The sequence below is a fragment of the Stenotrophomonas sp. genome, assembly GCF_032061965.1.
Taxonomy (GTDB): domain Bacteria; phylum Pseudomonadota; class Gammaproteobacteria; order Xanthomonadales; family Xanthomonadaceae; genus Stenotrophomonas.
On record NZ_DAMBEF010000008.1, the window covers coordinates 109,975 to 126,100 of the forward strand.

A 16,126-nucleotide genomic window follows, 5' to 3' on the forward strand; every position below is an offset into this window, starting at 1 on the left:
TGACCGGCAACAGCACACTGATCACGGGTGGCAACACCACGGTGACCACCTTCGAGGGTCAAGGTGATCTGTCGGCCACGGCGGGTAACAACATCACCTTGGGTACGGCTTCCACCGGCACCGCGATGAACGTGCGCGCCGGCAGAGCAATTGACGTCGGTACTGCGCACATCGGTACCGATGGTACGTGGCAGGCCGGCACTGACCTGAAGGCGAAGGAGATCACTGCAGGTTGCAACTTCACGGGTGACGCAGGTGGTGTGGTCGCGATTGGCTCTCTGCTGGCGGGTTGTAATGTCAGCCTCGCATCGGATAGCGCACTGACGTTCGATGCCGTGCAGGCGGACAACAACCTGAGCCTCACCTCGCGTGGCAGCGACGTCATCGGCGACAGTGCTGTCGCTGGTGGCGCGTTGCAGGTCAACGCAGCGGGCGCAATCGACATTGACAAGGCGATCGCGGGTAAAGATATCGTCGCCAACAGCGACACCACGCAGACCTGGGGCAGCTATCAGGCGGGGCAGGACGCAGCACTGGTTGCCGGCGGTGACGTGGCGATCGGCGATGGCCGCAGTGGGGGTATGCAGTCCATCATTTCCGGTGGAAGCATCCACTTCGATCGCATCGCTGCCGGAACCAGAGCCAGCATGGATGCAAAGGGCGGTTCGCTCAGCGGTGGTTCGTTGACAGCGGCTTCGGGTAGCCTGGCTGCGCGCGATCACCTGGTGCTGTCGCAAGGCATGATTGATACCCGTCTGAATCTGGCTGCCGATACGATTGATGCGAACGTAGCGCAGGCATCAACGGGAACTGGGCCGCTGACCACCACGCTCACCGGTTATCACAACGGCGTGGCACGGAAGATCACCTTGGAAGTGGATCCGCGTGATGCCTGGTTGATCGACCAGCTCCGCGCGGTGGATGCCGAACTGGCTTCCACTGCAGGCAAGGTCGATATCGATAGTGGCTACATCGAACACACCATGACGCTGCAAACGCCGAAGATGCGTGTGTTGATGGACAACACCAGTCCACAGCTGCGCCCGTTTGACGTACAGCTGACCCAGCCTAGCCGCAGCTTCCGCGTGTCGGCAGATGGCGTGTACATCAATACCGACGCCTATGCGGTGCGCTTCAACGATGGCTACCGCGTCACCAGCCCGAATTACAACAACCAGCATGCCCATAGCGATATGAACTATCTGGGCGAGGCCGCAGTGCGTTACATGGGCCGCCTGTTGCAGCTTGATCCAGCCTACGAAGACCAGTCGCCGGAGTTGCGCCTGGAGCTGGATATGAGCGGTGACCTGGTGAAGTCCGAAGCCGGCGCGGTCAACCTTGGGGCACCCAATTAATGAAACACGGGAATAAGACGATGTATCGAGGTCTGCTTCTGGTCGGTAGCGCGTTGCTGCCTTGCATGGCTGCCGCGCAGTCGACCACAACGGATGGTGGCCAGACCACCCAACGTATTGATGGCTATTACGAGCAGCGCCAGCCGTTGCAGCCGAGCAAGACGGTAGTGGATCCATTGCAGGAAACACCGTTGGAAGCCTCGGCCACCCCGGCGCGTGCCGACGGCGTGCGCTTCCCGCTTCATGAAGTGCGCTTCGAGCCCACTTCAGAGCTGTTGGACGCGGCCGCACTGGCGGAGGTGCGTAGCCGCTACGTGGGCCGTCAGGTGGGCATGGCCGACCTTGATGCGCTGGTGGAAGAGATCAACGCGGCCTATCAGACCAAGGGCATCACTACGGCCAAGGCCCTGCTGCGGCAGCAGGATCTGGCCGGAGGCACGGTGGTGGTGACGCTTATGGAGGGTAGGCTGGGCAAGATGCAGGTCACAGGGGAAGGCGAAGGCAAGGTTCCAGAGCGCTTCGTGCTGCGGCGTGTGCATCAGCAGGCGGGAGAAATCGTGCAGACCGATCAGCTGCGCGATGATCTGGTGTACCTGAACCGTACCAGTGACGTACAGGTACGTGCCTTGCTGCGGCCAGGTGAGGCGGCAGGACAGACTGACATCATGCTTATGGCTCAGTCGCCGGATCGTCGCACTTGGGGCGCCTTCGTTGACAACTCCGGTGTGGAAAGCACCGGGCGCGAGCGCTTCGGTGTGCAGGGGCAGTTCTGGGGGCTGGCCGGTGTCAACGACCTGCTGGCTGGCTCGGTGGCATACTCGCGCGGCGGCCTTGAAGGGCGCGTTTCGTATTCGGGGATCGTCAACAAGCGCAACGGCCGCGTTGGTGTGAGCGTTTCGCGCAACCAGATCAACATTATCGACGGTGCCTACCGCGATCTGGACATCACCGGTGAGTCCACCAACTACGGTGTGGACTTCACCCAGCCGTGGATCGCCAACCAGCACTGGCTGCTGTCCTCGATGGCAAGCCTGTCGCGCAGCAACTCCACCTCGGACATCGCTGGCGAGCAGGTTTCGGAAAGCAACTCGACCATCGTCACCGTGGGCCTGAGCACGGGCTACCGCAATGACGGCTACGACTGGAGCTTCTACCAGGGCGTTTCGCGCATCAGGGCCGATGAAACTCTGGGCAAGGGCAGGAGCTTCACTACTGCCAACGGCAATACCGGCTGGACCCAGCGCATTGGCGCCACCGGCTTCCTGTACCGCGCGCAGTTGGGTTGGCAGTTCACCAGTGGCGATTTCCTGCCGTCCGGCAACCTGTTCCAGGTGGGTGGCATCGGCAGCGTACGTGGTTACGTGCGAGGTGCGTTGTCGGGCGTGAAGGGCTACTACGGCAGCGTTGAGTTGCACCGGCCCTATCGTCAGGCACACGACATGTATGTGTTCTTCGACCACGGCGAGGTGCGCGGCGATTTCCCAACTTCGGCAAGCATGAGCAGCGTGGGCCTGGGTTTGAACGGGCAGGTGTTCAAACGCTACAGCTACAGCTTGGATCTGGGCCATCCGCTGGACAAGGTGCTGAAGGACCAGGACAGCGTTCGTGCTGATTTCCGTATCAGCGCTCGGTGGTGATGAGCACTGAGGGCAGGGCGGTTAGCCCTGCTCGCGCGTGATCTCGACCAGTCGCTGGCCATAACGGGCCAGCGTGCTGCCGCCACTACCGCCCGCCTCGTCGAGTGCTTCAACGCTGGTAGGGCGCTGCGCGGCGATGTTGAGCAAGGTGCTGTCGTGCAGGATCACGAATGCCGGCACGTTCTGTTCGCGTGCCAGTTCCAGGCGCGGGCCGCGCAATGCTTGGAACAGCGATAGATCACCCGCCTGCACTGGCCGGCCGGTGCGTGGGCCGCCGCGCGAGTTGTCGCTGCCACGCTGGAAGTCGATCAAGTGAAGCGAAGATGCACGAATCCCTGATGGGCGTGGATCTGGCAGTGAAGCGTGCAACATTACTGAATCGTCGGCTGATGTCGTTGGTGTGGCAGGAGGACGGAGCGGAAGAATGGTTCGACGTCGGAAAAGCATTGACGTCGTTGTTGCCGATGATTCGGCAATTGATGGGAGCCGGGGTAAAGATCAACGGGGCAATGGATGAGAGGCTGCCGGCTGGGCTCTATGCTCTTGTGCCAGCTTGGAAGGGGGTGCGGAACCGCAAGCCCGTGTTTCTTCCTTGTGCGTATGAAAGTACTTCTTGAGTGGGTCCGTCGTCACTCGGTCCGACCGATCCCAGACACCTCCGTTCAAGGAAGGGGCACAAGTGGGGCTATGTTCAAAAAGATAGTGCTCTATTAATCAATGAGAAGTTTCTCGTCGACTATTTTGGTCGGACAGGCACTATCGCAGGCTGCATCGAACAGGCACCCCGAGAAGGAAAGAAGCCCGCGACAGCGGGCTTCTCCGTATTTGTGGTTGGTGTTGCTCAAGCCGCCTTGGGCTTGGCGAATACATCCAGCCCCTGGCCGGTTTCCAGCAGCGATTTCAGGCTGGACAGCACGATCGGCCAACCTTGGCTGATGCCTGCAGCCATGCTGCTGCCGGCTTCGAGTTCGTCGTGGGTGACGGTCAATTTGACCATGTCCTCGTAAGGCGTGATGTCGAAGGTGACGCGGCTGTAGCTGTCGGGATTGTCGGCCTGCGAGGCTGCGGCCCAGGTGATCACCAGGCGCGAGGGTGGGCTGCTTTCGCGTACTTCGCCCACGAGTTCCACGCTGCGCGTGTCGTTGGCGCGGACGTGTTGCCAGCGTGAGCCGGGTGTCCAGTCCGATACGTTCTCGTGGCCCCAGTAGCGGCGCGCGATTTCCGGTCGGGTGATGGCATCGAACACCTTTTCGGGCGTCGACGCGATGTAGGTGACATAGATGAAGCTGGTGAGTTCACGGGCCATCGTCATTCTCCTTCCAGTTCTTTCTTGAGGTCATGCAGCAGGCTGAGGCGTTGCTGCTCGAACTTGCGTACCCAGCGCTCGTACACCGCGTGCAGTGGCACCGGATTGATGAAATGCAGCTTCTCTCGACCACGCCTGACCGTGCTGATCAGGTTGGCGTCCTCGAGCAGGCCGAGGTGTTGGGTGACCGATTGCCTGGCCATGTCCAGGTGTTCGCACAGTTGCCCCAAGGTCTGGCCGTTGTTCTCGCAGAGCGCATCAAGCAGCTTTCTGCGGGTCGGATCTCCCAGGGCCTTGAACACCTTGTCCGCGTCCATCTGTATGCGTGGTCCTGTGTTGGGGGCGTTTGGGCAGTTGCGGACACTTTATGCAGGCAAATGCCTGCATGTCAACCATCGGAATATGAACCGGCAATCGCCAGGTCGGCAGCGCGGACGCTGCGAACTGGGAACGAGGCGCAAGCTATCCGGCAATCATTGATCGCTACAGTGGCCGATCGATCCTGTTTCGGTTCCTGCACGCGCAACGCGCCAGTCGCCAGGGACTGGGCCTGGGATCAGGGGAGATGAGGCGCAAGAGCGCTGCGGGCGAGCGCCTGCAGCCGCTGGGATGTTGGTCGAGCTCGGTAGGCCGCCGGCGCTGAAGGGCTGCCATGGCCCGCGGTAGCGAATCGAAATCCAATGGCATGCAGGCCCTTGTTGCGAAGTCGCGATCAATGGTCCTGCGAGCCGATTACGCGGATGCCGGCGACGGGGAGACATGCGCCGGCGTGATGTGACGCTCTCAGTGTGCCGCGGCGTAGATATCCTGCAGCACGGCTTTCTCAAGTTCCAATTCGCTGAGCAAGCTCTTGACGATGTCGCCCAGGCTGACAATGCCGACCAGCGTGGAGCCCTCCGTCACCATCAGGTGGCGGTGATGCGAGTAGGTCATCAGCGCCATGGCCTGCTTGAGGCTTGCTTCTGGCGAAATTACTTCCAGGCCCGTCGTGGGCAGGGTGGCAATGACGCGTCGTCCTGCCTGGGGGCCGTCATCGGCCAGGCTGCGCACGATGTCCTTTTCGGAGATGACATTCACCGGTGCGCCATCCTTCATCACCACCAGTGCCGCAATCTTGTGCGTACTCATTTTGTGCGCTGCTGCGCCAACGGTGTCTTCAACGTCGATGGTGACTACGGTTTGCTTCTTTGACTGCAGGAGTTCGCGGACGTTCATTGATGTTTCCTGTTGCAGGTTGCTTCAATCGGAAGAGTTCGCTCGGCTGCCAGCGTGGCTGGTCGCCCTGATGCCGAGTGTCCATCGGCGCTTCGATTCTACGAGTCGGATGGTCGCGTGGACTTTGCGTAGTTGGGACGGTTTGTCATGCGCATGAAGGTGATTGGCAGCATTCCAGCTCACGCAAAACCGCTGCTGAATGACGTCGGTGGAAGCACAGCCTAAACACGCAGCACGTGGCCCTGATCAGTGCCAAACTCGGCGGTTGCCGGTTGCCGGTTGCCGGTTGCCGGTTGCCGGTTGCGGCGCCGGTCTAAGCGCGCAGTCGGCGCTGGCCAACGGAATACCGGGTTCATCGCACTGCATTCGGCGTGCTTTGCACGACACGAGCAGTCGGGGAATCTGCCTGCGATACCCGGCACCGCCAACGCGGACATGGCAAGGTTCACCGTATTGCGGAACTGGCATGCTCTGCCAAGCGCACTGTGCGCGGCGCGCCCTGCATCCGCAAGGGACCAGCATGCTGCTTGAAACTGGCGATCGCCGTCGCGATTGCATGATTGCCATCGGCCAGGGCTCCCGGCTTCAGCAGCGTGCCGTTGACCGTCGCATCGGCTACGCCGTGCTCGGCATGGCCGTGAGCGATGGTGCGGTAATGGGTGAACGTGTCAAAGCCGGCGCGGCCGTGGCACGCGCCGGAACCTGACATTCCCACGCCGCCAAATGGTGCACCCGGCAGCATGCCGTGGACGAAGCCGTCGTTGCGGGTAACGCCGCCGCTGGTGGTGTGGGCCAGGAAATGCTGGAAATCCACGCCATCGTCGCCGTACCAATAAGCGGCCAACGGCGCGGGGCGCCTGGCGATGTAATCGATGACCTGCTGCAGTTTGCCGTAGCGTTTCAGCACCAATACCGGGCCAAAGACCTCGTGCGTATTGATGCGCGCATCTTCCGGCGGCTCGATCAGAAGGATGGGGGCGATGCGCCGTGCCGCCCGATCCGGCAGGCCTTGCAGTTCGGTGCCGGGCAGAATTTCGATGCGTTGCGTCCCGCGCGCTACCGCATCATCGACGAGCGCTAGTACGCGGTCATGATTGTGTTCGTTGATGATCGGGACAATTGCTGGGTTGCGTAGATAGTCACCGCTGATGTCACGCATGCGTGCGCGCAACTGTGCAATGAGATCCTCGAAGTTCTCGTCGGGGATGAAGGCATAGTCTGGACACAGGCATGCCTGGCCCCCGTTGATCAGGCGCGTCGAGGCAATCCGGGTTGCAGCCATGGCAAGGTCCGCATCGCGTGCGATGACCGCCGGGTTCTTTCCTCCCAACGCCAATGTCACCGGTACCAGGTTGCGTGCGGCAGCCTGCGAAACCAGCGTGCCGATCTCTGACGAGCCGGTGAACAATAGATGGTCAAACTGCAGCGTGGCGAATGAGGTGGCGGTAGCGATGTCGCCGTTGAACAGCGCAACTTCGCTTTCATCAAATCGCTCGTTGAACAGTTTCCGCAACAGCGCGCCGGTGTTCGGGAGCTGCTCGGGGAAGTTGAGCATCACCCGGTTGCCTGCCGCCAGCGCGGCCATGGCAGGTTGGAAGCTCGATGCAAGGGGGAAGCTCCACGTACCGATCACGCCGACCACGCCCTTGGGCTTGGCCTGCACGAAGCCGCCGTTGACCATGCGCGGCTGCATCCACTGCGCAACATTGGCCAGTGATTGCTGGACATCTTCTACCCAGCTGATGCCTTCGAAGGATTTCGACAGTGCAGGCGGGCGCCATCCGTAGTCTTCGCAGAGAGCATCTGCGAGCATGTCGATGTTTTCCAGCAATGCGAGCGCCATCCGGCTGCTGCGTGACAGGCGCAGCTGCAGGCTGGGGTCCCCTTTCTTCAGGTAGCTGTCACGCTGCAGGTCCAGGACGCGTTGCAGTTCTCTCAGGTCGTACATGGGCGGGTCCGTGGCAATGCTGGCGACAAGGCGTGATCGGGCGGCGGGGCGAGAGCTTCTGTTCTGGCGTCAGCGATGGGCAGCGTTGATATCCCCTTTCGCCATGGCGCCGTACCCCTGCCAGCGATGCCAGCACGGGATGCCGGTGCCGCAACGCGGTTCAGCACTGCGGAGCCTAGATAGGCCGATGGATGCGTGGGGTTGTTGCTGTGCAGACGGAAGGTTGGAGTTGAGCGTGCGTACCCTTTGAGCGTTGCCATGCTGGACGGGCGCGGGCTGCTGCTTCCACTGGCGTGCAGGACAGTGCTTTGTCGTTTTGTTATGCCGCAGTCGCGGGTGACGGCGATGGCATCACGCTGTGCTTTGCTGCGCACTGTTTCCATTGGTACGGGAACGCAACTTCAACTGCTGGCAGCGGCCAGCGCCATGGGAGCAGTCGATGAAGGCAGGCAAGCGCAAGGCGGATTTTCCGGTGGAAAAGGTGCGCCGGTATCTGGAGCCGGGCCCCATCGTGCTGGTGTCTTCGCAATGGCAGGGCCGGGCCAACATCATGACCTTGGGCTGGCATACCGTGCTGGAATTCTCACCGTCGCTGGTGGGGCTGATGATCGCCAGCGGCAACCACAGCTTCGAGATGATACGCCGCAGTGGTCAGTGCGTGATCAACCTGCCAACCGCGGCGATGGTTGATGCGGTTGTTGGAATAGGTAACTGCAGCGGCGTGGATACCGACAAGTTTGCCGCGTTTGAGCTCACCGCGGTGAAGGCCAGGCATGTGCAGGCACCGTTGATCGGGCAGTGCCATGCAAGCTTCGAATGTCGTCTTCATGAAGATGCTCTGGTCGACCGCTTCAACTTCTTCATTTTCGAGGTGGTCAAGGCCCACGTGGCACCGTCGCCGAAGCATCCACGCACGCTGCATTACAGTGGCGATGGGGCTTTCATGGTGGCGGGGAACGTGATCAGCCGGCGGTCGATGTTCAAGCCGGAGATGCTGGTTTGATGCTGGCGGGGGTTTTGGGTGTGCGTCAGCCCCAGATGCAGGACAGGGGCGATTCCCGCGTTCGCGGGAACGACGGCAACAACAACGCCGCAAGCATGACGATGACAAGCGTCCGCCAGCCCTGATCGGGTGACTTGGGCCCGCGTCGGGATGATGGCAGGGCGTCTGCCCTGGATTTGACCCGCATCTTTCCGCGGCGCAAGCTCTGCCCACATCGCGTCAATCAGGAGTTCCGGCCATGACTGCTGTCAGTTCGATCAGTGCCCCGGGCGACAAGCTGCCGCCTTCCCGGCTTTGGCGTGTGTTCTGGTTGCAGGGGGTGATTCCCAGCAACCTGCTGTGGGCAGGCGCACTATGGGCCTTGGCGCAAGGCCGCACGTCACTGCTGCTGGCCTTGTTTGCGCTGCTGCTGCTGTACACCGGCTGGATCATCCCGGCGGTGTGGCGGGCTGCGCCCAGCGCACACAACCCCAACTACGGGGTGGCTGCGCGAGGGCTGACCGTGGCCTGGGGCCTGAACACCGTGCTGGTGGTGTTCTTCCTGATGCTGCAGCTGCTGGCTCAGTAGAACTGCACCGGGGCGCCATCGCCGTCGAAGGCGGCGAAGCGGCTGATCTGGCCATCGTTGACGGCATTCACCATCAGCCGCAGCGGCTGCGCCGCCTCGTCACTGGAGGGGGCCACGCCGGCGCGGCCATCCAGTGATGCCACGAACACCAGGTCCCAGCCCAAGCCCGTGCGGGCGGCTTCGCTGGCCAGCGCCTGGAACGAGGCAATCTCCTCCGGCGCCTTGTCCACGCATAGCACCGGGCTCAAGGTGCCGCCCTCACCGCTGCTGTGACGGGCATGCTGATCGGCCGTGGGTGACTCGGGCAGGTCGGCCTTCACGAACACGAACAACAGGCGCTGCGGTTCGGCTTGTTGTCCTGCTGCACGCAGCAGGTCATTGAAATCACTCAGCATCATGATCTGGGTCACAGGATGGAACGTCGGGAAAGGGCATGCTGCCACAGCTGCTTGCGGCTTGGCTGTGCCCTGAATTGATTTAAGTCATGCCATCGCTTCAAAGCCCCACGTAGGCTGGCGGTCAATCAATACAGGCGAGGGCAACCCGGCATGCCGGGCGAGCGCGGAATCATCGAGTCGGGAGGTGAAACAGCCATGAGCCATCTCACCGATGGCTTCGGGCGCAGTTTTCCGTACCTGCGCCTGTCGCTTACCGAGGCCTGCAACTTCCGTTGCAGCTATTGCCTGCCGGACGGCTACCACGCCGATGGTCGCCCGCAGTTCCTGGCGGTGGATGAGATCGCGCGGCTGGTACGCGCGTTTGCCGCCTTGGGCATGCACAAGATCCGCCTGACCGGTGGCGAGCCCAGCCTGCGCAAGGACCTGGACCAGATCATCGCCACGGTGGCGCAGGTGCCCGGCATCCGCAAGGTCGCCATCACCACCAATGGCTGCCTGCTGCCGCGGCGTCTGCCCGGGTGGCACCGCGCAGGACTGACCGCGCTCAACGTAAGCATGGACAGCCTGCGCCGCGACCGCTTCCATGCCATCACCGGCCACGACCGCCTGCCCGAGGTGATGGAGGGGATTGCCCTGGCGCAAGCGCTGGGCATGCAGGCGATCAAGCTCAACGCAGTGTTGCTGCGTGGGCTCAACGACGACGAACTACCGGAATGGATGGAGTTCCTCCGCGAGCGGCCGGTAAGCGTGCGCTTCATCGAGCTTATGCGCACCGGTGACAACCGCGCGTACTTCGAGCGTCACCACCTGCGTGCGGATGTGGTGATCGAGAAGTTGCTGGCCGCGGGCTGGAGCGAGCGCCGCCGCGCCGCCGACGCCGGCCCCGCACGCGAGTTCGGGCACCCCGACCACCGCGGCAGCATCGGCATCATTGCCCCGTATTCGCGGGATTTCTGCAAGGGCTGCAATCGCCTGCGGGTTACCGCGCGCGGCGATCTTCGGCTGTGCCTGTTCGGTGACTTCGGCGTTGCACTGCGGCCGTTGCTGCAGTCCGACGACGACCAGGATGCCCTGCTGGCGCGCATCACCACCCAGCTCGGGCTCAAGGCCGCCGGGCATGGGCTGCATTTCGGCCAGACCGGGCTTACCCCGCACCTGGCCTCGATTGGAGGATGAAAGCGTAATGAGTGGGCAGATAAGTGCGGCATTCCACATGGCCGACGTGCGCGACAAGCGCATCACTCGTCGGCGTGCGGTGGCGGTAGGTGAGTTGATTGCCGGCCCGGTTGCTTACCCGTTGATCGTGGAGCGGCGACTGCCCAAGGGCGACGCGCTGGTGATGGCGGAAATCGCCGGCCTGCAAGGCGCCAAGATGGCATCGGCGCTGATGCCGCTGTGCCATCCGCTGCCGCTGGAGCTGGTGCGCGTGTATTGCGCGCCGGTGCCCGAGCGGCAAGCGATCCGGGTCTGGTGCGAGTGCGCCAGCGAGGCCCGTACCGGCGTTGAAATGGAAGCACTGGCCGGTGTCAACGCCGCACTGCTGACGCTGTATGACCTGAGTAAGCCGGTGGAGCCGGCGCTGGAGATCAGTGGTATCCGCCTGCTGTTCAAGGAAGGCGGCAAAAGCGGCGTGTGGACGCATCCGCAAGGCATGGATGCCGACGAACTGGAGCGGTTCCGACCGCGCCCGCCCAAGATGTTGCGCGGGGCCCGTTGTGCGGTGATCACGCTCAGCGACCGCGCCAGCCGCGGTGAATACGTGGATGAGTCCGGACCGGTGCTGGTTGCAGGATTGCAGGCACTGGGCGGTGAGGTGGTCAGCAGCGACATCCTGGCGGACGGCGTCGACAGCCTGGTCGAGCGCCTGCAGGCGCTGGCGGCAAGTGGCGTGCGCCTGTGCCTGTGCACCGGTGGCACCGGCCTGGGCCCGCGCGATCTCACCCCCGAGGCGTTGCAGGCGCTGGGTGGCCGCAGCGTGCCGGGCTTGGCACAGATGCTGCGCGCGCTCAGTGCCCAACACACCCCGTTGGCATGGTTGAGCCGGGCCGAGGTGGTGCAGCTGGATACGCTGCTGGTCATCGCGCTGCCGGGCAGCCCGCGCGCGGCGGCGCAATGCATGAGCATCCTGACGCCGGTGCTGGGCCATGCGCTGGCGATGATGGACGGGGGCAGCCACGCATGATTGCCTACGCGCAGGCCTTGCAGTTGCTGCTGGACCAGGCACCTGGCGCAGTCGCCGAAGGTGTTGCAGTGGCGCAGGCGGATGAGCGGATCCTGGCGGCAGCGGTTGTCAGCGGCCAGGACCTGCCACCGTTCAACAATGCAGCGATGGATGGGTTTGCCCTGCGCAGCGACGGTCTGGTGGTCGCTGCTGGCAGCGTGCTGCAGGTGGGCGGCTGGCAGGCCGCCGGTGATGAGGCGAGCGACGGCGACGGGGCCGACGCCTGGGAGATCATGACCGGTGCGCGCATGCCGGCCGGGCTGGACAGTGTGGTGCCGGTGGAACAGGTGGAGGTGCTGGATGCGGTGGACGGTCGCCCACGACGCATCCGCCTGCAGGCAGCGGTGAAGCCAGGGCAGCATGTGCGTCTGCGCGGGCAGGACGTGGCGTTGGACGAAACCGTGCTCGCGGCTGGCGCGATGCTCGACATCAACGCGATGACCCTGCTGCATGCCCTGGGCGTTGCCGAGGTGCAGGTGCAGCAGCGTCCGCAGGTGGCGGTGATCAGCACAGGCAAGGAACTGATCAGCGACGCCACGCAGGCGCTGCAGTCCGGGCAGATCCGCGACAGCAACCGACCGTTCCTGGTCAGCCGCCTGGCAGCCGCGGGTGCCGAGGTGGTCTGGGATGGCAGGGTCAGCGATGACGTAGCGGCGTTTGATGCCGCGCTCGATGCCGCGCTTGCTGCTGGCGCGCGTGTGGTGCTGAGTACCGGCGCGGTGTCGCAGGGGCGCTACGACTTCATTCCCGACGCGCTGCGCGCGCGCGGCGCCGAGATACTTTTCCACAAGGTGGCCATACGCCCGGGCAAGCCGTTGCTGTTTGCGCGTCTGGCCAACGGCAGCCTGTACTTCGGCCTGCCAGGCAATCCCATTTCGGCGGCGGTTGGCCTGCGCTTCTTCGTGGAGCCGGTGTTGCGGCGCATGTTGGGGTTGAAGGACGAGACCAGCCTGCAGTTGCCGCTACAGGCAGATGTGCGAAAGCCGCCCGGCCTGCGCTTCCACGCGCGTGCGCGGGTGGAGCTGGAGGCGGACGGGCGGTTGAGCGTGCGGGTGTTGTCCGGGCAGGAGTCATTCCGGCTCAAGACCATGTTGCGGGCAAATGCCTGGGCGGTACTGGACGGCGACAGCGCGCTGGCCGAGGCCGGCAGTCTGGCGCGGGTGCAGGGATGGGGGCATCTGCAGCCATTGCAGTTGGATGGGCAGGAGAAGGCATGAAAGAGATCGCAGTGCAGTTGTTCGGGGCATTCACCGAACTGGATCGCCAACGGGAAATCAGCGTGCGGGTGAACGGTGAGCACATCGCCGACCTGCGCCGGGCAATGCGCGAGCAGCTGCAACAGCAGTTCCCGCAGTTCCGTGCCGGGCTGGTCGACTATTCGGTATTCGCCGATGAAAAACGGGTGTTGCGCGACAGCGAACTGCTGCCCGCGGACGGACGGGTGGCGATCCTGCCACCGGTAAGTGGAGGTTGAGCGTGACAACTGGAAACCTGTGGAAGGTGGTGGATCGGGCCGAAGCGGCCATCGATCCGGCCGAGGGCATTGCCTTCGTCTCCGATCCTGGCTTCGGCGGTATCGACGTCTTCATCGGCAAGGTGCGCGACCTCAACCAGGGGCGGGCGGTACAGGGCATCACCTACGACCTGTTCGAACCCTTGGTGCTGAATGAGTTCCAGCGTCTGATCGATGAAGCGCAGGCCGAGTTCGGTCCGCGCGTGAAGCTCTATGTGGCCCATGCCAAGGGGCGCCTGGCGGTCGGCGATGTGGCGGTGGTGGTGGCCGCGGGCAGCCCGCACCGCGATGAAGCGTTTCGTGCCTGCAGGCAGCTGATCGAAGCAGTGAAACATCGCTCCCCGATTTGGAAGCAGGAGCATTACGAGGACGGTGACAGCGAGTGGAGCGAGGGTTGCAGTCTGTGTGAACCCAGTGCTGGCCATGCCCAAGACCATGCCCACGATCACGCCCACTGACGGCAGGCCGATCGCCGGCATCGTGCTGGCCGGCGGTCTGTCCTCGCGAATGGGGCGTGACAAGGCGCTGTTGCGTTGGCGCGGGCAAACCCTGTTGGCACATATGTGCGGCTTGCTTGGCGATGCCGGCGCGCAACCGGTGCGGGTAAGTGGCAGCTACGAAGCGTTTGAATCGGTACCCGACGTGGTCCCGCGCTGCGGTCCGCTGGGCGGCCTGTATAGCGTCCTGCAGACGCTTGATGACGGGCCGGCCTGGGTGGTGCCGGTGGACATGCCCTTGCTTGACCGCACATTGCTTTGGCAATTACGTGACGCAGGCCCCGCTCGTTGCGTGAGCTACGCCGGGCAACCGCTGCCTATGCGGTTGAACATCGATACAGGCTGTCGCACCCTGCTGCGGTCGATGGTGATGGACGTGGATGGACCACGTTCCCTGCATGCGTTGCAGCGACGACTGGGCGGCCGTGAGCTGGCGCTGCCCGACGATGGCGATGGACGCCTGGTCAACTGCAATACCCCTCACCAATGGGACGCCGTTGCCTCATGAAGATCCAGATCCAGTCGCAGCGCGTGCGCCTGCGCATCGATGAGAATGAACTCGCCAACCTGCTCGCTGGTGAGGCGGTGGAGAGCCGCACGCGGATGGGGGATCTGGGCGAGCTGGTGTATTTGCTGCGGCTGCATGCCGCTGCCGAGGCCAGTGTGGTCGGCACCCTGAGCGCAACGGAGTTCCATCTGCCGCGACAGGACATCGTGGCCTTGCAAGCGCGGCTGCCTTGCCGCGATGGCCTCAGCTTCGACATCCCCGCGCCCTTGCAGGATCTGCAGCTGCAGTTCGACGTCGACGTACGTGACAGCGTGCGTCAGCGCGGCGTGCAGCGCCGTGGCGCGGGCGAGGTCGTGAAGGCCGTTTGATATTTGTCAGGTGACTGGCGCGATCGCGCCTTGGATTGATCAAGATCAATACCGCCCCAAAGGGCGCCGGGCCTAATAACGCCATGGCGACTGGGGATGCAAAAAGCACAGCAGTCCAGCGCCGTTTCGTACAGCCTTGGAGCGATGCATGAGTGCCAGCCGCGATGCCGCAAGTCAGAGCAGGTCCGGTCCCGGTGGGGTCATCACCGATTGGCGGCCTGAAGATCCTGCCTATTGGGAACATACCGGCAAGAAGGTTGCGACCCGCAACTTGGTGATATCGATACCGGCGTTGCTGCTGGCGTTCTCGGTATGGGTACTGTTTTCGGCGGTGACGATCAGCCTGCCTAAGATCGGCTTTGCGTTCAGTACCGATCAGCTGTTCTGGCTGGTGGCCTTGCCCAGCCTGTCTGGCGCAACGCTGCGCATCTTCTATTCGTTCGTCATTCCGATTTTCGGCGGCCGGCGCTGGACGGCCCTGTCCACGGCCTCGCTGCTGCTGCCAACGCTGTGGCTTGGCTTCGCGGTGCAGAACCCGGCCACGCCGTACTGGGTGTTCGTGCTGATCGCGATCCTGTGCGGGTTTGGCGGCGCGAACTTTTCGTCCTCGATGTCGAATATCTCCTTCTTCTATCCCAAGCAGCGCCAGGGCCTGGCGTTGGGCTTGAACGCGGGCCTGGGCAATGTCGGCGTGTCGGTGGCGCAGGCGGTTATCCCGCTGGTCATCACCGTCAGCGTATTTGGTGCCCTGGGTGGCGCACCGCAGCCGGTGGTTGCCGGTGGCGCGCCGTTGTTCCTGCAGAACGCGGGCTTTATCTGGGTGCCGTTCATCGCGGTGTTCGCCATCGCTGCCTGGTTCGGCATGAACGACCTGACCAGTGCGCGCTCGTCGTTCTCCGAGCAGGCAGTGATCTTCCGCCGCAAGCACAACTGGCTGATGTGCTGGTTGTACATCGGCACCTTCGGTTCCTACATCGGCTTCTCCGCCGGCTTCCCGATGCTGATAAAAAGCCAGTTCCCGGAGGTCAACCCGCTGGCCTATGCCTTCATTGGCCCGCTGCTGGGTGCGTTGATGCGTTCGGTGGGCGGTAGCCTGGCTGATCGTCTGGGGGGCGCACGGCTGACGTTCTGGGTGTTTGCACTGATGATCGCCGCTGTGTTCGCGGTGCTGCACTTCCTGCCCAGCGATGGCCAGGGCGGCAATTTCTACGGTTTCCTGCTGTCCTTCATGGCCTTGTTCGTGCTCAGCGGCATCGGCAACGGCACCACGTTCCGGATGATTCCGGTGATCTTCCGCACCTTGCATGAGCGCCTGTCGGCCAATGCAGGTGCCGAGGGCAAGAAGGCCGCCGCACACCAGGCCAGCATCGAGTCGGCCGCGGTGGTCGGTTTCTCGGGCGCCATCGGGGCCTATGGCGGCTTCTTCATCCCGAAGAGCTACGGCACTTCGATCAGTTTGACCGGCAGCCCGGACATGGCGCTGTACGGCTTCATAGCGTTCTACGCCACCTGCCTGGCCGTGACCTGGTGGTGGTACTACCGGCGCGGCGCCGAGACGCCGTGCTGAACAACACGCACCGCAGCCAGAT

18 protein-coding genes and 1 pseudogene are annotated in these 16,126 nt (G+C 63.3%); 13 read left to right on the plus strand and 6 right to left on the minus strand.

The genetic code is table 11. The features are described 5' to 3' along the window. The coding region (locus RT460_RS06395; RefSeq protein ID WP_313317877.1) for a hypothetical protein at window positions 1-1,355 on the plus strand (1,355 nt) is incomplete at its 5' end. Window positions 1,356-1,375: 20 nt separating this feature from the next. Beyond that, complete coding sequence (locus RT460_RS06400) at window positions 1,376-2,992, plus strand: ShlB/FhaC/HecB family hemolysin secretion/activation protein (RefSeq protein ID WP_313317878.1); 1,617 nt, start codon at window positions 1,376-1,378, stop codon at window positions 2,990-2,992. 21 nt (window positions 2,993-3,013) lie between these two features. Here the strand turns inward: RT460_RS06400 and RT460_RS06405 are convergent. Beyond that, window positions 3,014-3,259 (minus strand): annotated as a pseudogene (locus RT460_RS06405) (HRDC domain-containing protein); the annotation flags it as partial. A gap of 56 nt (window positions 3,260-3,315) precedes the next feature. Between RT460_RS06405 and RT460_RS06410 the strand changes: the two are divergent. Next, complete coding sequence (locus RT460_RS06410) at window positions 3,316-3,609, plus strand: hypothetical protein (RefSeq protein WP_313317879.1); 294 nt, start codon at window positions 3,316-3,318, stop codon at window positions 3,607-3,609. A gap of 224 nt (window positions 3,610-3,833) precedes the next feature. Here the strand turns inward: RT460_RS06410 and RT460_RS06415 are convergent, their stop codons facing one another. From RT460_RS06415 to RT460_RS06430, 4 genes are all read right to left on the minus strand, one after another. Next, on the minus strand, window positions 3,834-4,298 hold the full coding sequence (locus RT460_RS06415; protein WP_313317880.1) for an SRPBCC family protein: 465 nt from the start codon (window positions 4,296-4,298) through the stop codon (window positions 3,834-3,836). 2 nt (window positions 4,299-4,300) lie between these two features. Continuing rightward, window positions 4,301-4,615 carry a metalloregulator ArsR/SmtB family transcription factor gene (locus RT460_RS06420; protein WP_313317881.1) on the minus strand — a complete coding sequence of 105 codons (315 nt, stop codon included), beginning with the start codon at window positions 4,613-4,615 and terminating at the stop codon, window positions 4,301-4,303. Window positions 4,616-5,081: 466 nt separating this feature from the next. Then, on the minus strand, window positions 5,082-5,513 hold the full coding sequence (locus RT460_RS06425; protein ID WP_313317882.1) for a CBS domain-containing protein: 432 nt from the start codon (window positions 5,511-5,513) through the stop codon (window positions 5,082-5,084). Between the two features lie 445 nt (window positions 5,514-5,958). Beyond that, window positions 5,959-7,461 carry an aldehyde dehydrogenase family protein gene (locus RT460_RS06430; protein WP_313317883.1) on the minus strand — a complete coding sequence of 501 codons (1,503 nt, stop codon included), beginning with the start codon at window positions 7,459-7,461 and terminating at the stop codon, window positions 5,959-5,961. A gap of 439 nt (window positions 7,462-7,900) precedes the next feature. On the opposite strand from RT460_RS06430, the gene RT460_RS06435 reads away from it, so the two are divergent. Both RT460_RS06435 and RT460_RS06440 read left to right on the plus strand, forming a co-directional pair. Further along, a complete protein-coding gene (locus tag RT460_RS06435; RefSeq protein ID WP_313317884.1) occupies window positions 7,901-8,464 on the plus strand; it encodes a flavin reductase family protein in 564 nt (187 codons plus the stop codon). A gap of 238 nt (window positions 8,465-8,702) precedes the next feature. Next, window positions 8,703-9,032 carry a hypothetical protein gene (locus RT460_RS06440; RefSeq protein ID WP_313317885.1) on the plus strand — a complete coding sequence of 110 codons (330 nt, stop codon included), beginning with the start codon at window positions 8,703-8,705 and terminating at the stop codon, window positions 9,030-9,032. Here RT460_RS06440 and RT460_RS06445 read toward each other — a convergent pair. Next, entirely contained in the window at window positions 9,026-9,430 is a 405-nt protein-coding gene (locus RT460_RS06445) for a ribonucleotide reductase subunit alpha (protein ID WP_313317916.1), read from the minus strand. The two genes, RT460_RS06440 and RT460_RS06445, sit on opposite strands and share 7 nt — an antisense overlap. Window positions 9,431-9,625: 195 nt before the next feature. On the opposite strand from RT460_RS06445, the gene moaA reads away from it, so the two are divergent. The 8 genes from moaA (at window position 9,626) to RT460_RS06485 (ending at window position 16,104) form a co-directional block, all read left to right on the plus strand. Continuing rightward, a complete protein-coding gene (gene moaA / locus RT460_RS06450; RefSeq protein ID WP_313317887.1) occupies window positions 9,626-10,606 on the plus strand; it encodes a GTP 3',8-cyclase MoaA in 981 nt (326 codons plus the stop codon). A gap of 7 nt (window positions 10,607-10,613) precedes the next feature. Then, on the plus strand, window positions 10,614-11,612 hold the full coding sequence (gene moaCB / locus RT460_RS06455) for a bifunctional molybdenum cofactor biosynthesis protein MoaC/MoaB (RefSeq protein WP_313317889.1): 999 nt from the start codon (window positions 10,614-10,616) through the stop codon (window positions 11,610-11,612). Beyond that, complete coding sequence (locus RT460_RS06460; RefSeq protein WP_313317890.1) at window positions 11,609-12,868, plus strand: molybdopterin molybdotransferase MoeA; 1,260 nt, start codon at window positions 11,609-11,611, stop codon at window positions 12,866-12,868. The genes moaCB and RT460_RS06460 overlap by 4 nt, the downstream gene beginning before the upstream one ends. Further along, window positions 12,865-13,125, plus strand: a complete 261-nt coding sequence (locus RT460_RS06465) for a MoaD/ThiS family protein (RefSeq protein WP_313317891.1) — start codon at window positions 12,865-12,867, stop codon at window positions 13,123-13,125. Before RT460_RS06460 ends, RT460_RS06465 begins: the two co-directional genes overlap by 4 nt. A gap of 2 nt (window positions 13,126-13,127) precedes the next feature. Next, entirely contained in the window at window positions 13,128-13,622 is a 495-nt protein-coding gene (locus RT460_RS06470; RefSeq protein WP_313317892.1) for a molybdenum cofactor biosynthesis protein MoaE, read from the plus strand. After that, a complete protein-coding gene (locus tag RT460_RS06475) occupies window positions 13,588-14,169 on the plus strand; it encodes a molybdenum cofactor guanylyltransferase (protein WP_313317893.1) in 582 nt (193 codons plus the stop codon). The genes RT460_RS06470 and RT460_RS06475 overlap by 35 nt, the downstream gene beginning before the upstream one ends. Further along, the gene (locus RT460_RS06480; RefSeq protein ID WP_313317894.1) at window positions 14,166-14,537 is read left to right on the plus strand and encodes a hypothetical protein; all 372 of its coding nucleotides are present in this window, start codon (window positions 14,166-14,168) and stop codon (window positions 14,535-14,537) included. The genes RT460_RS06475 and RT460_RS06480 overlap by 4 nt, the downstream gene beginning before the upstream one ends. Before the next feature lie 148 nt (window positions 14,538-14,685). Then, window positions 14,686-16,104: a NarK family nitrate/nitrite MFS transporter gene (locus tag RT460_RS06485; RefSeq protein WP_313317895.1), complete on the plus strand. Its 1,419-nt coding sequence runs from the start codon at window positions 14,686-14,688 to the stop codon at window positions 16,102-16,104. Window positions 16,105-16,126 lie beyond the last annotated feature (22 nt).

Excerpts from the sequence above, each read along its gene's own strand:
- RT460_RS06400 (WP_313317878.1), top strand. The coding sequence starts at position 1,376 with ATGTATCGAGGTCTGCTTCTGGTCGGTAGCGCGTTGCTGCCTTGCATG.
- RT460_RS06410 (WP_313317879.1), top strand. The coding sequence starts at position 3,316 with ATGCACGAATCCCTGATGGGCGTGGATCTGGCAGTGAAGCGTGCAACA.
- RT460_RS06415 (WP_313317880.1), bottom strand. The coding sequence starts at position 4,298 with ATGGCCCGTGAACTCACCAGCTTCATCTATGTCACCTACATCGCGTCG.
- RT460_RS06420 (WP_313317881.1), bottom strand. The coding sequence starts at position 4,615 with ATGGACGCGGACAAGGTGTTCAAGGCCCTGGGAGATCCGACCCGCAGA.
- RT460_RS06425 (WP_313317882.1), bottom strand. The coding sequence starts at position 5,513 with ATGAACGTCCGCGAACTCCTGCAGTCAAAGAAGCAAACCGTAGTCACC.
- RT460_RS06430 (WP_313317883.1), bottom strand. The coding sequence starts at position 7,461 with ATGTACGACCTGAGAGAACTGCAACGCGTCCTGGACCTGCAGCGTGAC.
- RT460_RS06435 (WP_313317884.1), top strand. The coding sequence starts at position 7,901 with ATGAAGGCAGGCAAGCGCAAGGCGGATTTTCCGGTGGAAAAGGTGCGC.
- RT460_RS06440 (WP_313317885.1), top strand. The coding sequence starts at position 8,703 with ATGACTGCTGTCAGTTCGATCAGTGCCCCGGGCGACAAGCTGCCGCCT.
- RT460_RS06445 (WP_313317916.1), bottom strand. The coding sequence starts at position 9,430 with ATGATGCTGAGTGATTTCAATGACCTGCTGCGTGCAGCAGGACAACAA.
- moaA (WP_313317887.1), top strand. The coding sequence starts at position 9,626 with ATGAGCCATCTCACCGATGGCTTCGGGCGCAGTTTTCCGTACCTGCGC.
- moaCB (WP_313317889.1), top strand. The coding sequence starts at position 10,614 with ATGAGTGGGCAGATAAGTGCGGCATTCCACATGGCCGACGTGCGCGAC.
- RT460_RS06460 (WP_313317890.1), top strand. The coding sequence starts at position 11,609 with ATGATTGCCTACGCGCAGGCCTTGCAGTTGCTGCTGGACCAGGCACCT.
- RT460_RS06465 (WP_313317891.1), top strand. The coding sequence starts at position 12,865 with ATGAAAGAGATCGCAGTGCAGTTGTTCGGGGCATTCACCGAACTGGAT.
- RT460_RS06475 (WP_313317893.1), top strand. The coding sequence starts at position 13,588 with ATGCCCAAGACCATGCCCACGATCACGCCCACTGACGGCAGGCCGATC.
- RT460_RS06480 (WP_313317894.1), top strand. The coding sequence starts at position 14,166 with ATGAAGATCCAGATCCAGTCGCAGCGCGTGCGCCTGCGCATCGATGAG.
- RT460_RS06485 (WP_313317895.1), top strand. The coding sequence starts at position 14,686 with ATGAGTGCCAGCCGCGATGCCGCAAGTCAGAGCAGGTCCGGTCCCGGT.